This window comes from Duganella paludis (assembly GCF_054461335.1).
Genome location: NZ_CM136922.1, coordinates 726243 through 740466 on the forward strand (window position 1 = coordinate 726243; position 14224 = coordinate 740466).

At 61.9% G+C, this 14224-nt stretch carries 15 protein-coding genes; 1 reads left to right on the forward strand and 14 read right to left on the reverse strand.

What is annotated here, in order from left to right:
• Positions 1-7: 7 nt before the first annotated feature.
• From cheY to flhD, 14 genes are all read right to left on the reverse strand, one after another.
• On the reverse strand, positions 8-397 hold the full coding sequence (gene cheY / locus ACXZ1M_RS03270; RefSeq protein WP_028104141.1) for a chemotaxis response regulator CheY: 390 nt from the start codon (positions 395-397) through the stop codon (positions 8-10).
• Positions 398-519: 122 nt separating this feature from the next.
• A complete protein-coding gene (locus ACXZ1M_RS03275) occupies positions 520-1599 on the reverse strand; it encodes a protein-glutamate methylesterase/protein-glutamine glutaminase (RefSeq protein ID WP_459051785.1) in 1080 nt (359 codons plus the stop codon).
• Between the two features lie 21 nt (positions 1600-1620).
• On the reverse strand, positions 1621-2217 hold the full coding sequence (gene cheD, locus ACXZ1M_RS03280) for a chemoreceptor glutamine deamidase CheD (protein WP_459051786.1): 597 nt from the start codon (positions 2215-2217) through the stop codon (positions 1621-1623).
• Between the two features lie 9 nt (positions 2218-2226).
• Complete coding sequence (locus ACXZ1M_RS03285; RefSeq protein ID WP_459051787.1) at positions 2227-3090, reverse strand: CheR family methyltransferase; 864 nt, start codon at positions 3088-3090, stop codon at positions 2227-2229.
• 54 nt (positions 3091-3144) lie between these two features.
• A complete protein-coding gene (locus ACXZ1M_RS03290; RefSeq protein WP_459051788.1) occupies positions 3145-4869 on the reverse strand; it encodes a methyl-accepting chemotaxis protein in 1725 nt (574 codons plus the stop codon).
• Between the two features lie 115 nt (positions 4870-4984).
• Positions 4985-5473 carry a chemotaxis protein CheW gene (locus ACXZ1M_RS03295; protein ID WP_459051789.1) on the reverse strand — a complete coding sequence of 163 codons (489 nt, stop codon included), beginning with the start codon at positions 5471-5473 and terminating at the stop codon, positions 4985-4987.
• 9 nt (positions 5474-5482) lie between these two features.
• Positions 5483-7669, reverse strand: coding sequence for a chemotaxis protein CheA (gene cheA, locus ACXZ1M_RS03300; RefSeq protein WP_459051790.1), 2187 nt, complete (start codon positions 7667-7669; stop codon positions 5483-5485).
• Positions 7670-7726: 57 nt separating this feature from the next.
• Positions 7727-8092: a response regulator gene (locus ACXZ1M_RS03305; protein ID WP_459051791.1), complete on the reverse strand. Its 366-nt coding sequence runs from the start codon at positions 8090-8092 to the stop codon at positions 7727-7729.
• A gap of 36 nt (positions 8093-8128) precedes the next feature.
• The gene (locus tag ACXZ1M_RS03310; protein WP_373987926.1) at positions 8129-8677 is read right to left on the reverse strand and encodes a chemotaxis protein; all 549 of its coding nucleotides are present in this window, start codon (positions 8675-8677) and stop codon (positions 8129-8131) included.
• Between the two features lie 33 nt (positions 8678-8710).
• Positions 8711-9676: a flagellar motor protein MotB gene (motB, locus tag ACXZ1M_RS03315; protein ID WP_459051792.1), complete on the reverse strand. Its 966-nt coding sequence runs from the start codon at positions 9674-9676 to the stop codon at positions 8711-8713.
• Positions 9677-9713: 37 nt separating this feature from the next.
• Complete coding sequence (motA, locus tag ACXZ1M_RS03320) at positions 9714-10574, reverse strand: flagellar motor stator protein MotA (RefSeq protein WP_459051793.1); 861 nt, start codon at positions 10572-10574, stop codon at positions 9714-9716.
• Between the two features lie 131 nt (positions 10575-10705).
• Complete coding sequence (locus ACXZ1M_RS03325; RefSeq protein WP_459053967.1) at positions 10706-11434, reverse strand: class I SAM-dependent methyltransferase; 729 nt, start codon at positions 11432-11434, stop codon at positions 10706-10708.
• Positions 11435-11504: 70 nt separating this feature from the next.
• Positions 11505-12053 (reverse strand): flagellar transcriptional regulator FlhC, encoded by a 549-nt coding sequence (flhC, locus tag ACXZ1M_RS03330; protein WP_459051794.1) that lies wholly within the window; start codon positions 12051-12053, stop codon positions 11505-11507.
• Between the two features lie 24 nt (positions 12054-12077).
• The gene (flhD, locus tag ACXZ1M_RS03335) at positions 12078-12395 is read right to left on the reverse strand and encodes a flagellar transcriptional regulator FlhD (RefSeq protein WP_090177486.1); all 318 of its coding nucleotides are present in this window, start codon (positions 12393-12395) and stop codon (positions 12078-12080) included.
• Between the two features lie 569 nt (positions 12396-12964).
• Here flhD and kynU point away from each other — a divergent pair.
• Positions 12965-14215 (forward strand): kynureninase, encoded by a 1251-nt coding sequence (gene kynU / locus ACXZ1M_RS03340; protein WP_459051795.1) that lies wholly within the window; start codon positions 12965-12967, stop codon positions 14213-14215.
• The last annotated feature ends 9 nt before the right edge of the window (positions 14216-14224 follow it).

The window sequence follows — 14224 nt, forward strand, 5'->3', positions numbered from 1 at the left end:
AACGATATCAAGCTCCGAGTTTTTCGAAGATCTTGTTCAGTTTTTCGTCCAGCGTGGCGGCGGTGAAAGGCTTCACCACATAGCCGTTGGCGCCGGCCTGGGCCGCCGCGATGATGTTTTCCTTCTTCGCTTCTGCAGTCACCATCAACACTGGCAGTTTGGCCAAGGCTGGATCAGCACGGATGTTTTGCAACATGGTCAGGCCGTCCATATTCGGCATGTTCCAGTCGGACACGACGAAGTCGAACTGCTCTGCACGCAGCTTGGCCAGCGCCATCACGCCGTCTTCTGCCTCGTCGACATTGGCATAACCCAGTTCTTTTAACAGATTCCGGACGATGCGACGCATCGTCGAAAAATCGTCAACAACTAAAAATTTCATCTTTGGATCAGCCATGAATTGCTCCGTTGATTCTCACGCGGTTGTTAATAGTGCCTACAATTGGCAACAAGTTGTAGGATAGCATTTTCGTTGCTTGAAGGCGAACAAAGTAGCAGTAAAACGTCACAGTTGTAGAATTAAACACGCAGCGCGCGCATACCGTGCTGCGCCAGGTAACCGAGCACCATCCCCGGCAAGGCCTGCAAGGCGCCGATTTCATGCGCAGCACCCACCGCGATCGCCTCACGCGGCATGCCGAACACCACACAACTGGCTTCGTCCTGGGCGAAATTATACGCTCCGGCGTTGCGCATCTCCAGCATGCCGGCCGCGCCGTCCTTGCCCATCCCGGTCAGGATAACCCCAACCGCGTTTTTACCGGCGCACTGCGCAGCGGAACGGAACAACACATCGACCGAAGGACGGTGGCGGTTGACCGGCTCGGCCTGGTCGATGCGGGTCATGTAGTTGGCGCCGCTGCGGGTCAGGTACAGGTGCGAGTGGCCGGGCGCGATATAGGCGTGGCCCGGCAGCACGCGCTCGTTGCCCTGCGCCTCCTGCACCGAAATCTTGCACAGCGAGTCCAGCCGCTTGGCGAACGAGCGGGTGAAGCCTTCCGGCATGTGCTGGGTGATCAGGATGCCCGGACAGTCGGACGGCATCTGCATCAGGAACTCGCGGATCGCCTCGGTACCGCCGGTGGAGGCGCCGATGATGATCAGCTTCTCCGACGACAGCAGCGGGTTGCGCAGCGCCGACAGCGGCGTGGCGGCATGGCCGCCCTCGGCGCCGGCCTGCGGCAGGCGGCGCGCCTGCACGCGCGCCTTGGAGGCGGCGCGGATCTTGTCGGTAATCAGCTCGGTGTATTCGCGCATGCCGGCCTGGATCGAGATCTTCGGTTTGGTGACGAAGTCAACCGCGCCCAGTTCCAGCGCGCGCATGGTGATCTCGGAGCCGCGCTCGGTCAGCGAGGACACCATCACCACCGGCATCGGCCGCAGGCGCATCAGTTTTTCCAGGAAATCGAGGCCGTCCATCTTCGGCATTTCGACGTCGAGCGTGAGCACGTCGGGATTGGTTTGCTTGATCAGTTCGCGCGCGACCAGCGGATCGGGGGCCACGCCCACCACTTCCATGTCGGGCTGGGAATTGATGATCTCGGTCATCACGCTACGGATCAGTGCGGAGTCGTCGCACACCAGGACTTTGATCTTCATAAAATACTACCTTCTTATTATTTAAAACAGATCGATCTCGCCACCCACCGGCGCCACTTTGAGGCGGCTGGCGTATTCGATCTCGCGTTTGACCAGGGTGTCGTTATGGCTTTGCATCAGCTTCTTGACCAGCACCTTGCCGGTGCGCGGGAAGAAGTAGACCTTACGCGGATAGATGTCGTTCAGATCTTCCGCCACCACGCGGATTTTTTCCACCTTCAAAAAACTCAGCACGAAGGCCGCGTTGCGTTCGCCGACGTTGATGGCGGTGAAGCCTTTCAACACCGCGCCGCCGCCGAACACCTTGGCTTCCAGGTTCTCGCGCCGCGCGCCGGCCTTGAGCAGATCGTTGATCAGGATTTCCATGGCGTAGGTGCCGTAGCGGGCCGAGGCCGACACCGGGCTGCCGTCGCCGCCGCCGTCGGGCAGCATGAAGTGGTTCATGCCGCCCAGGCCGGTGACGCGGTCGCGGATGCAGGCCGACACGCAGGAGCCGAGCACGGTCACGATCAGCATGTCCTTGTTGGTGTGGAAATACTCACCCGGGAGGATCTTGGCGGCCTGGCAATCGAACGTTCTATCGTAGTAAACGTTCGTGGCAAATTGTTCTAAGTCCATGTTTTATTCTCATGTGCGTTGCGGTGCTTTGCGGGCCGCAGCGTTGTCGTCCAGTTCGTAGACGGTTTTGCCGCGCAGTTTCAACGACTCCGAGACATACAGGAAATTCTCCGAGTGCCCGGCGAACAACAGGGCATCCGGTTTCATCAAAGGCACAAAGCGCGACAGGATCTTGCGCTGGGTCGCCTTGTCGAAGTAAATCATCACGTTGCGGCAAAAGATCACGTCGAACTGGCCGTTGATCGGCCAGCTGTCAGCCAGCAGGTTCAGCTGTTTGAACGTAATCATATTACGCAATTCCGGCCGCACCCGCGCCATGCCCTCGCGGTCGCCCTTGCCCTTCTGGAAAAAGCGGCGCTGGCGCTCGGGCAGCATCTTGTCCAGCCGGTCCATGGTGTAGACGCCCTGAGCGCCGTGGGCCAGCACGTTGGTGTCGATGTCGGTGGCGATGATCTGGCAGTTCGGCGTGAGCGTGTTGAACGCTTCGCACACCGTCATGGCGATCGAGTACGGCTCCTCGCCGGTGGAGGCGGCCGAGCACCAGATGGTGAGCGGCTCGCGCTTGTTCTTGATGTGCTCGGCCAGCAGCGGGAAGTGGTGGGCTTCGCGGAAGAACGAGGTCAGGTTGGTGGTCAGGGCGTTGGTGAACGACTCCCACTCCTCGCCCAGGCGCCCCGCTTCCAGGTCGTCCAGGTACTTGGCGAAGGAGCCGATGCCGGTGGCGCGCAGGCGGCGCGCCAGGCGGCTGTAGACCATCTCCTGCTTGCTGTCGGCCAGCGAAATGCCGGCACGCTTGTAGATCAAGCCGCGAACGCGCTCGAAATCCTTGGCGTTGAAGTCAAATTCCTTGACTGTGTCTTTTGATTGCGGCATATCTATCCTTAAAAGCGAAGCGTCACTCCCGCGTGTGCGGGAGCGACGGTACGGCTAAAACTCTTCCCACTCGTCGGCGCCCGATGCGGCGGCGGGAGCTTTTTTCGGTGCTGCCGGACGGGCCGGGGCCGCTGCGCGCGGCGCGGCGATCGCCGGCTTGGGCGCAGGCGCCGGCGCCGAGGCGACGGCGCGGCGCGGGGCCGCTGCCGGCGCGCTGCGGCGCGTGCCCTCGTCATGCGACAGCTTGAAGATGCTGACCGCTTGCGACAGCAGCTCGGCCTGTTCCTGCATGCTCTCGGCGGCGGCGGCGGCTTCTTCCACCAGCGCGGCATTCTGCTGGGTCATCTCGTCCATCTGCGTGATGGCCTGGTTGACTTCCTCGATGCCGTTACTCTGTTCCTGGGTGGCGGCGGTGATCTCGCCCATGATGTCGGCCACCTGGCGGATCGAGGTCACGATCAGGTCCATGGTCTGGCCGGCTTCGTCCACCAGCTTGCTGCCGGCGTCGACTTTCTCCACCGAGTCGCTGATCAACTCCTTGATTTCCTTGGCCGCGCCGGCCGAACGTTGCGCCAGGTTGCGCACTTCGGACGCCACCACCGCGAAGCCACGGCCCTGTTCGCCCGCGCGCGCCGCTTCCACCGCCGCGTTCAGCGCCAGGATGTTGGTCTGGAAGGCGATGCCGTCGATGACCGAAATAATGTCGGCGATCTTGCGCGACGACTCCGTGATCGAGCCCATGGTCTGCACCACCTGCGACACCACGGTGCCGCCCTTCTGCGCCACCGACGATGCCGAGACCGCCAGCTGGTTGGCCTGGCGCGCGTTGTCGGCGTTCTGCTTGACGGTGCTGGTCAGCTCTTCCATCGAGGAAGCGGTTTCTTCCAGCGAGCTGGCCTGCGATTCGGTGCGGGCCGACAGGTCGGCGTTGCCGGAGGCGATTTCCTGCGAGGCGGTGGAAATCAGCTCGGTGCCGGTGCGCACGTCGCCGACGGTCTTGGCCAGGCTCTCGTTCATGTCCTTGAGCGCCTGCAGCAGTTCGCTGGTTTCATCCTTGCCTTCGACGTAGACGGTCGACGTCAGTTCGCCGGCCGCCACTTTCTGCGCCACGCTGACCGCGCCCGACAGCGGCCCGGTGATCGAGCGGGTGATGACCGCCGCGCACACCACGCCCAACGCCACGGCCACGCCGCCCAGCACGAACAGCATCACCATCAGGCTGCGGTCGGACGACACGGAGCCGTCCAGCACTTCCTTGGCGGCGGCCTGCTGCATGTCGACCAGCTTGTTGATCAGCACCAGGGTCTGGCTGTTGAGCGGATCGATGCGGCCGGAAATGACCTTGGCGCCGCCTTCGCTGTTGAAAGCCAGGATCTGGCCGATGGCTTCCTTGAAGGCCGCGTCGGTGTCGGTCTCCAGCGCCGCCAGCTCGCCCAGCACCTTCTTCTCAGCCTCGTTCAGGCCCTGGGCCTTGAGCGCGTTCAGCGCCTTGTCGTAGCGCGCGCGCTGGTCCTTGACCTTCTGTTCTTCCTTCTGCATCAGGCTGACGTCCGATTGCAGGCCGATGTTGCGCATGGCGATGCCGGTCTCCAGCATGGCGCTCTTCATCGCGCCCGCCTGGAGGTTCTTGCTGGTGGCCGTTTCCAGTCCCGTGGTCAACTTGCTTTTATTGCTGTAGTTAAGATAGTTGGTCAGCAAGACTATGGCGACCAAGATCAGCAAGATGATGCCGAAACCGATACGCAGCCTGGCGCCGATTTTAAAGTCGCGTAAATTCATGAGAATCTCCCCTCTGTGTGTACTGCATCGTGGTGGGCGGCGCGTCCTTCTCTTTGGGACACGTCCGTATGCTGCGAAGCCGGCGCGGGATCGGGGCGCCGGCGGAGCGGGCCTGTCAGGCCGCCAGTTGTTCGATCAAGCCCATTTCCGGGCTGGACATTAATTTGTCGATGTTCACCAGGATCAGCATACGCTCATCGATGGTGCCCAGGCCGATCATGTAATCGCTGCTGAAGGCGGTGCCCATTTCCGGCGCCGGCTTGACCTGGTCGGCCGTCAGGGTGGTGACGTCGGACACCGAATCGACCACCATGCCGACGATGCGGCCGGCGATGTTCAAAATGATGACCACGGTGAACTGATCATACACCGGCGAGCCCAGGTTGAACTTGATGCGCATGTCGACCACCGGAATAATAATCCCGCGCAGGTTGATCACACCCTTGATGAACTCCGGCGCGTTGGCGATGCGGGTCACCGCCTCGTAGCCGCGGATCTCCTGGACCTTCAGGATGTCGATGCCGTATTCCTCGGCGCCCAGCTTGAAGGCCAGGTATTCGTGTCCAGCGATGTCGCTGGCTGCCGCACTTTGTATCTCTGCCATGTTGGCCCCCTATGAAGAAAAAATCGACTCGTCAGCGAGCTGACGCGAAGAGCGTATCAACGCGGCGACGTCCAGAATCAGCGACACGCCGCCGTCGCCCAAAATCGTTGCGCCGGAAATGCCGGCCACCTTGCGGTAATTGGACTCCAGGTTCTTGACCACCACCTGCTGCTGGCCGACCAGCTCGTCGACGAACAGGCCGGCCTTGCGGCCGTCGGTCTCGACGATGATGACGATACCCTGGCACGGATCGGTAAAGCGTGGCGCGATGTCGAACATCTGGTACAGCGGCACCAGCGGCAGGTATTCCCCGCGCACCTTGATGACGCGGCCCTTGCCGCTGATTTCCTTGACGTCTTCCGGCGCCGGCTGCAGCGATTCGATCACAAAGCCCAGCGGCAGGATGTAGACTTCCTCGCCGACCCGGATCGACATGCCGTCCAGAATCGCCAGCGTCAGCGGCAGCGAAATCGAGATGGTGGTGCCGAAGCCCTTGGCCGAACGGATGTCCACCACCCCGCCCATGGCGGTGATGTTACGCTTGACCACGTCCATGCCGACGCCGCGCCCGGAAACGTCGGTGACCACGTCGGCGGTCGAGAAGCCCGGCGCGAAGATCAGCTGCCAGACTTCGGCGTCGCTCATATTGTCGGTCAGCGGCAAGCCGTTCTGCTGCGCCTTGGCGAGGATTTTCTCACGGTTGAGGCCACCGCCGTCGTCCGATACCTCGATGATGATGTTGCCGCCCTGGTGAGACGCCGACAGGAACAATCGGCCGGAATCGCTCTTGCCGCCGGCGCGCCGCACCTCCGGCATTTCGATGCCGTGGTCGATCGAGTTGCGCACCAGGTGGGTCAGCGGATCGACGATGCGTTCGATCAGGCCCTTGTCTAGTTCGGTGGCGGCGCCGTTGGTGATGAAGTCGACTTTCTTGCCCAGCTTGGTGGCCAGGTCGCGCACCATGCGCGGGAAGCGCGAGAACACGAAGTCCATCGGCATCATGCGGATCGACATCACCGCTTCCTGCAGGTCGCGGGTGTTGCGGGTCAGCTGGCTGACGCTGTTCAACAGGCGCTGGTGCACCATCGGGTCCAGCGTGTCGACGCGCTGCTCGATCATGGCCTGCGTGATCACCAGTTCGCCCACCAGGTTGATCAGCTGGTCGACCTTTTCGATCGACACGCGGATCGAGGACGATTCGGCGCCTTGCGCCGGCGCCTTCTCTTTTTCCTTCTCTTCCTTCTTGGCGACTTTCTTTTCTTCTTCCGGCGGCGTGTCGATCACGATGCCGGCGGCGGCGCGGATCTGCTCGACCGGTTGGAAGAAGCCGTAGCCCTGCGCATCCTCGGCGCCGGCGGCGGCGTTGGCGCGGATTTCGTCGAGCGGCTGGAAGAAGCCATAGCCCTGGCCGCTGGCCTGGGCCGGCTTGAGGTCGGTCATGTCGAAGAAGCCGTAGCCCAGCTCTTCCTCGACCTTGGCGCGGGCGTCGTGCTCGCGCTTGGCCTGGTCGTCGTTCAGCGCCGGCAGCTCGCTGATCTTCATTTCTTCGGGATTGAGCACGAAGGAGCAGATGGCGATGATGTCGTCCAGGCTTTCATGGGTGGTGACCACCATGGCGTTGCGGTCCTTGTCCAGCGGCGTGATGGAGACGTGGCCCATCAGGCCCAGCTCGTCGCCCAGGGCCTGCACTTCGCGGTGCGCCATGGCCGGCAGTTCGAGCCGGTAGCGGCGGCCGCCGCTGTGGTCGACCACCTTGGTCTCGCCCGTGCCGAAGCCGGCCGCCACCGGCGCCAGCGCCACCACCGGCACGTCCTGTGCCAGCGATTGCAGCATCATGCGCACGTTGGCAACCGCGTCCTGGTCGACGACGCTGCCGAGACGGTGGCCGTCCAGCTGCATCTTGAGGATGTCCTTGGCCGCCAGGAAGGCGTCCACGTGCTCGGCGGTCAGCGCCATTTCACCCTTGCGGATGCGATCGAGCAGGGTCTCCAGCACGTGGGTGACTTCGGTCATGTCGGTCACGCCGAACGTGGAGGCGCCGCCCTTGACGGAATGGGCGGTGCGGAAGATCGCGTTCAGATCTTCGGCGTCGGGCGACTCGATGTTAACGGCCAGCAGCAGCCGTTCCATTTCGGCCAGCAGCTCCTCGGCCTCATCGAAAAAGACCTGGTAAAACTGGCTTATATCGATGGTCATGGTGAGACTCCATTAGGTACGCTAAGTACAAGCAGCATCATTGCGCGCTCTCTAATATCAGCCGATGACCTTCTTGACTACCTCGATAAGCCGCTGCGGATCGAAAGGCTTGACCAGCCAGCCATTGGCGCCGGCGGCGCGGCCCTTGGCTTTCATTTCGTCGGACGATTCGGTGGTCAGCATCAGGATGGGGGTCTTGGCGTAGCTGGGCAGCTCGCGCAGCAGCTTGATCAGTTCCAGGCCGTCCATGCGCGGCATGTTCTGGTCGGTCAGCACCATGTCGACGTTCTGCAACTTGGCTTTCTCCAGGCCGTCCATGCCGTCCACCGCTTCCACCACTTGGTAGCCGGCAGCCTTCAGGCTGAAGGCCACCATCTGGCGCAGGGAACTGGAATCATCAACCGCAAGTATAGTCTTAGCCATCTTCTTCTCACTCAGTAAATCAAATTGTTTTGTTAGTTAGAACAGCTCGATGTCGCCGCTCTCCAGGTGTTGCTGACTGACAGCCTTGCGCAACACGCTGCGCAACTCCAAACTTTGTATCGCCAGCGCCATGCTGACCTTGCCCAGCAGCTCGACGATCTGCTCGTTGTCGCTGTCGGGCAGCATTTCCGATCCATGCGCGCCCAGCGTGCCGAGGAACTCGCGCAAGCCGGTCACGCGCTTGAGGGTGCGGTCCAGCAGCTGGCTGGTCATGTCCTGGAACTGCAGGCTGGTGATGGCCGCGTTCACATACGTGCCGACCTGGCCTTGCAGCGCCTCCAGCTGCACCCGCTGTTCGGGCGTGGGCTGGCCGCCGTCCAGCAACAGCTGGATGGTGGCGCGCTCGGCCTCCACCGTCTGATGGATCGCCATGAAGTTGAAGGACAGCTTTTCGATCGCTTCCTCCAGCAACAAGCCTGTCTGGATCAGATCGGTCTCGACTTCGGTCAGATGCCGGCGACCGTGGTCAGACACGCCCGACAGCAGGCGCTTGACGTGGGAACCCAGAATTTTTTTTCTCGTCATAACAGTCTCGTTTTACTACGTACACTACCTACATTACTTGCGCACTGGCGGACCGGACGGCGACAACGCCGCCGGCAACGGCGCACCGGCCGCCGCCGCGGCAGCCGCCGCCTCTTCCGCGCCGACTTCGATCTGGCGGCCGTCGCGCAGCACGCTTTCCTCGGCCCGCTTGTTCATGACCACGATGCTGATGCGGCGGTTGACCGGATTGAACGGATCGGCCTTGTCGAGGTTGACGGCCGAGGCCAGCCCCACCACCCGCAGCACCTTGGAATCCTGCATGCCGCCGACGATCAGCTCGCGGCGCGAGGCGTTGGCGCGGTCGGCCGACAACTCCCAGTTGCTGTAACCGGTCTCGCTCATATACGGCGTGGAATCGGTGTGGCCGGACAGGCCGATACGGTTCGGCACGTCGTTCAGCACAAAGCCGATCTCGTGCAGGATGTCCTTGGTGTAGGGCTGCAGGTCGGCCTTGGCCAGCGCGAACATCGGCCGGTTCTGCTCGTCCACGATCTGGATCCGCAGGCCGTCGTTGGTGATGTCGAGCAGCAGCTGTTCCTTGTATTTCTTCAGCAGCGGATTGGCGTCGATCTTGTTCTCGATCTTTTCCTTCAGCGCCTTCAGGCGCTGGTTCTCCTCCGCTTCCATGGCGGCCTTGGCGGCGGTCAGATTGAAGGTTTTCTTGACGGCCGGGTCGTCGCTGGCCTTGACCTGGCCGTCGGTGCGGGTCAAGTCCTTGCCGCCGCCCTTGATGACGGACGAGCTGTCGCCGCTGCCCGAGCCGCCTTGCATGGCGACCTTGAGCGGCGTCTTGAAGTATTCGGAAATCCCGTTGAGGTCGCCCTTGGTGGTGGAACCGAGCAGCCACATCAGCAGGAAGAAGGCCATCATCGCCGTCACGAAGTCGGCATACGCGATCTTCCAGGCGCCGCCGTGGTGTCCGCCGCCGCCCTTCTTGATGCGCTTGACGATAATAGGCCGCAAACCCTCTTCAGCCATGATTCTTCCCTAACATAATGACAGTGCACCGCATGGCTTACTTCGACTTCGATTTCTTGATGTGGTCTTCCAGTTCGGCAAACGACGGACGTTCGGTCGAGTACAGCACCTTGCGGCCGAATTCCACCGCCAGCGCCGGCGCATAGCCGTTCAGGCTGGCCAGCAGCGTGACCTTGACGCACTGGTACATCTTGGTCGACTCTTCCAGCTTCTGCTCCAGCAGGCTCGACAGCGGACCGACGAAACCGTAGGCCAGCAGAATACCGAGGAAGGTACCGACCAGCGCGTGCGCGATCAGGATGCCCAGCTCGGCCGGCGGCAAGCCCACCGATTCCATGGTGTGCACCACGCCCATCACCGCCGCCACGATACCGAAGGCCGGCAGGCCGTCGCCCAGCTTGGCGATGGCGTGGGCCGGCGCGGCACCCTCGTGGTGGTGGGTCTCGATCTCGATGTCCATCAGGTTCTCGATCTGGAAGGCGTCCATATTGCCCGACACCATGAGGCGCAGGTAATCGGTCATGAATTCGACGATGTGGTGGTCTTCCAGCACGCTCGGGTACTTGCTGAACAGCGGGCTCTGTTCGGGGCTGTCGATATCGCCTTCGATCGACATCAGGCCTTCCTTGCGCACCTTGGACAGCACGTCGAACAGCAAGGACATCATCTCCATGTAGAGATCCTTGGTGTAGCGCGAACCCTTGAACAACTTGGGGATGGAACCCATGGTCGCCTTGATGGTCTTGGCGTTGTTGCCGACCAGGAAAGCACCGAGGGCGCCGCCGCCGATCATGACCACTTCCAGCGGCTGCATCAGCGCGGCAAGATGCCCGCCATTCATGGCGAAGCCGCCGAACACGCCGACGCAGACCACTACATATCCAATGATGACTAACAAGTGTACTGACTCCCCAGAGCGAAAACCGGCCGAATTGTGTCTAAGCGCGGCCGGTTTTTCAATAATTTACATATAGAACTACAATAGCCTGAGTCGGGGTAGCCGGGCAAGAGAATAACGCCAAATGATGCTTAAAAGTACCATATGTAGAGTGGAACGTCGCCCTCTGTGGCATGGACGATGCGATCCGGCGCGCGCTCGGGAATGTTGAATTCGTAGCTTGCAAGCATGGAGCCAGGACACATTTCAGCGGCCGCCTTGCGCCACAGCGCCGGCATGGCCGCCGGCGACAGGTAGGCGAACACCAGGTCGTAGCGGCCGAAGTCGAGTTTTTCATAGTCGCCCAGCAGGAAACGGGCGCGGCTGCCGCCCAGTTTCGCGCGCAGCCAACTATATATATAGGGCAGCGGCGCCAGCTCGATGCCGCACACCTCGGCGTCCGGCCGGCTGCGCGCCAGGTACAGCACCAGGCCGCCGAGGCCGCTGCCGATGTCGATCACGCGCGGCGCCGACTCCCGACGCTCCGCCAGCAACTGGCGCACCGCGTCCCACACCACCGGGCCGGACGGGTAGTACGGCACCTGGGTGCGGAAGGTCGACCAGTACCAGCCGAGCAACAGCAGGAAGGCCGCGCCGAACAGCCAGGATGGCAGTTGCAACGCCAGCGCAGCCAGCACCGCCAGCGGGAACAGCAGCTGGATGGTCCGCCACCAGCGCGCCAGCCCGAACTTCCAGGTCAGGCCGGCCGCCAACAGGCCCTGCACCACGGCCACGGTCAGATAATCGACGGGAAAACGAAAACTGGCCATCAGGTAAATGATGGCCAGCATGAGCGGCACGGCGCCGCACTGGATCAGCATCGCCTGCACGGCGGGCGCGCGGGCGAGGCGTTGGAAATAAGGTAAGGTCACGCTGGCATTATGCCGCGTTTCAGGCTGCCAGTGCTTCGGCTTCGCGCGATTTCTTGGTCTTGCCGGCACGCGAAGGCATGTGGCACAGGCCGCAGACGTAGCTGCCATGCAGGTCCATGGCGTTGACCACGTATTTGCCCTGGCACTTGGTGCATGGCGCGGTTTCCAGCATCTTGCTGCTGAAGAAGCGCACCAGGGTCCAGGCGCGGGTCAGCGACAGCAGCGGTTCTTCGCCCGGTTCCGGCGGCATTTGTTCGAGGTAGAGCTTGTAGGCCTTCATCACCGCTTCGACGCCGGTGGCGCCGGCGTGGGTCACCAAGAAGCTGTGGATGTTGATGAACAGCGAGGAATGGATGTTCGGCTGCCAGGTCAGGAACCAGTCGGTCGAGAACGGCAGCATGCCCTTCGGCGGCGACACACCCTTCAGCTCCTTGTACAGCTTGAGCAGGCGTTCGCGCGACAGCGACACTTCCGACTCCAGCAGTTGCAGGCGTGCGCCCAGCTGGATCAGTTCGATGGCCAGCTGGATTTCCTGGGCTTCCGATACGACGCTTTTCTTGGTGGCCATGATCTGTACTCCGTGCTGACGCGATTAAACGATTTCTTCGACTGGCTGGCCGGCCATCAGGATGGCGGCGTGCGACTGGGCCAGTACGCGGTCTTTGTTGTAGTTGGTCAGCATCGACAGGATGGCGCTGTCGTCGAAGCGGAAGCGGGCCAGCATCATATTGCCACCTGCCAGCTTCAGAATTTGGGCGTTGCTCATGCCTTCGATCAGGTCGGCGATTTCAGCGGCGATGCCAAGGCGGAAGATCGCGGTGACTTTATCGGCGCGGATCATCTGCTGAGCCAGCATCAGGTAGCTCAGGTTGGCGTCGCGAATTTCAGCCATCATATCGTTTGCGGTCATTTTCCCACTCCTCACAGTTTTCTCTCTGTCGGAACACGTTTGCGTTTCCGTTGAGATACATTCTGCTTGAGCAACAAAAAGCCGGGAAGAGGTGCTCTTCCGTATTTCATGCCGGGAAATGACGAACGCGACCTGTCGGTGTTTGTCTGACAAACACTCGCAGATCACTCATCTACGCCCTTGCGGCGCAGGTTTCTTGCTGGATACAAGCTTCAAGAAAAGCCCTGTTTCAAATCGAAAAATAAGACGGTTAAACGACTCTTTTTTGCGACATCTAAACTGGTAACGGCAGTACTTTGAAGAACTTTAGGGTTCCGACGAAAAATTTTTGATTTTTTTTCGCATCATCCTAAAACCGCTGTATTACGGTCTCCCGCCGATCTTAAAACTGGTAACGGCAGAGTTTTGGGGAACTTTAGGGTTTTTTTAAAAAAATCGAAAAATTTTTCAAAAACCCTGGAGAACGAGCATCCATGCGGGTTTGGGTCGCTTTGGGTCTGCCCCTGAAAGGGCCAGACCCGCAGTTTTCCGGGTTACACTACTGCTTTACACTTCAAACAGTTATCCCGATGACCACTCGCAACGACTGCCTGGAGCGCGACGCGCAAGATCCGCTCGCCCCCCTCCGTGATGAATTCGACCTGCCTGCCGGCGTTATTTATTTAGATGGCAACTCTTTGGGCGCCCGCCCGAAAGCCGCCCTCGCCCGCGCCCAGCAAGTCATCGCCCAGGAATGGGGTAACGACCTGATCCGCAGCTGGAACAGCGCCGGCTGGTTCGAGATGCCCAAGCGCCTCGGCAACCTGCTGGCCCCGCTGATCGGCGCCGCCGACGGCGAAGTCGTGGTCACCGACACCACCTCGGTCAACCTGTTCAAGGCCCTGGCCGCCGCCCTCACCATGCAGGCCGCCGACCCGGAACGCGCCGGCCGCCGCCTGATCGTCACCGAACGCTCGAACTTCCCGACCGACATCTACATGGCCCAGGGCCTGACCAGCTGGCTCGACCGGGGTTACAGCCTGCGCCTGATCGACAGCCCGGACGAACTGCCGGCCGCCATCGGCGACGATGTTGCCGTAGTCATGCTGACCCACGTCAACTACCGCACCGGTTATCAATACGACATGCAGGCCACCAGCGCCCTTGCCCATGCCGCCGGCGCCCTGATCGTCTGGGATCTGGCGCACTCTGCCGGCGCGGTGCCGGTGGCGCTGAACGCCGACGGCGCCGACCTGGCGGTGGGCTGCACCTATAAATACCTGAACGGCGGCCCCGGCGCGCCGGCCTTCATCTGGGTGCCGAAACGCCACCAGGAACGCTTCCGCCAGCCGCTGTCCGGCTGGTGGGGCCACGCCGCGCCGTTCGCCATGGCGCCCGACTTCAAGCCGGCCGACGGCATCGCCCGCGCCCTGTGCGGCACCCAGCCCATCGTCTCGCTGGCCCTGGTCGAGTGCGGCCTGGACCTGCACCGCAAGTCCGACATGGCGGCCATCCGCGCCAAGTCGCTGGCGCTGACCGACCTGTTCATCGAACTGGTGGAGGCGCGCTGCGCCGCCCATCCGCTGGGCCTGGTGACGCCGCGCGAGCACGTGCAGCGCGGCAGCCACGTCAGCTTTACCCACCCGCACGGCTATGCCGTGATGCAGGCCCTGATCGCGCGCGGCGTGATCGGCGACTACCGCGAACCGGCCATCATGCGCTTCGGCTTCACACCGCTGTACACCAGCTACGCCGATGTGTGGGACGCGGTGGAAATTCTGCGCGACATCCTGGACCGCCAGGACTACAACGTCGACGCCAAGCGCGACGCAGTAACGTAAAAGAGATAA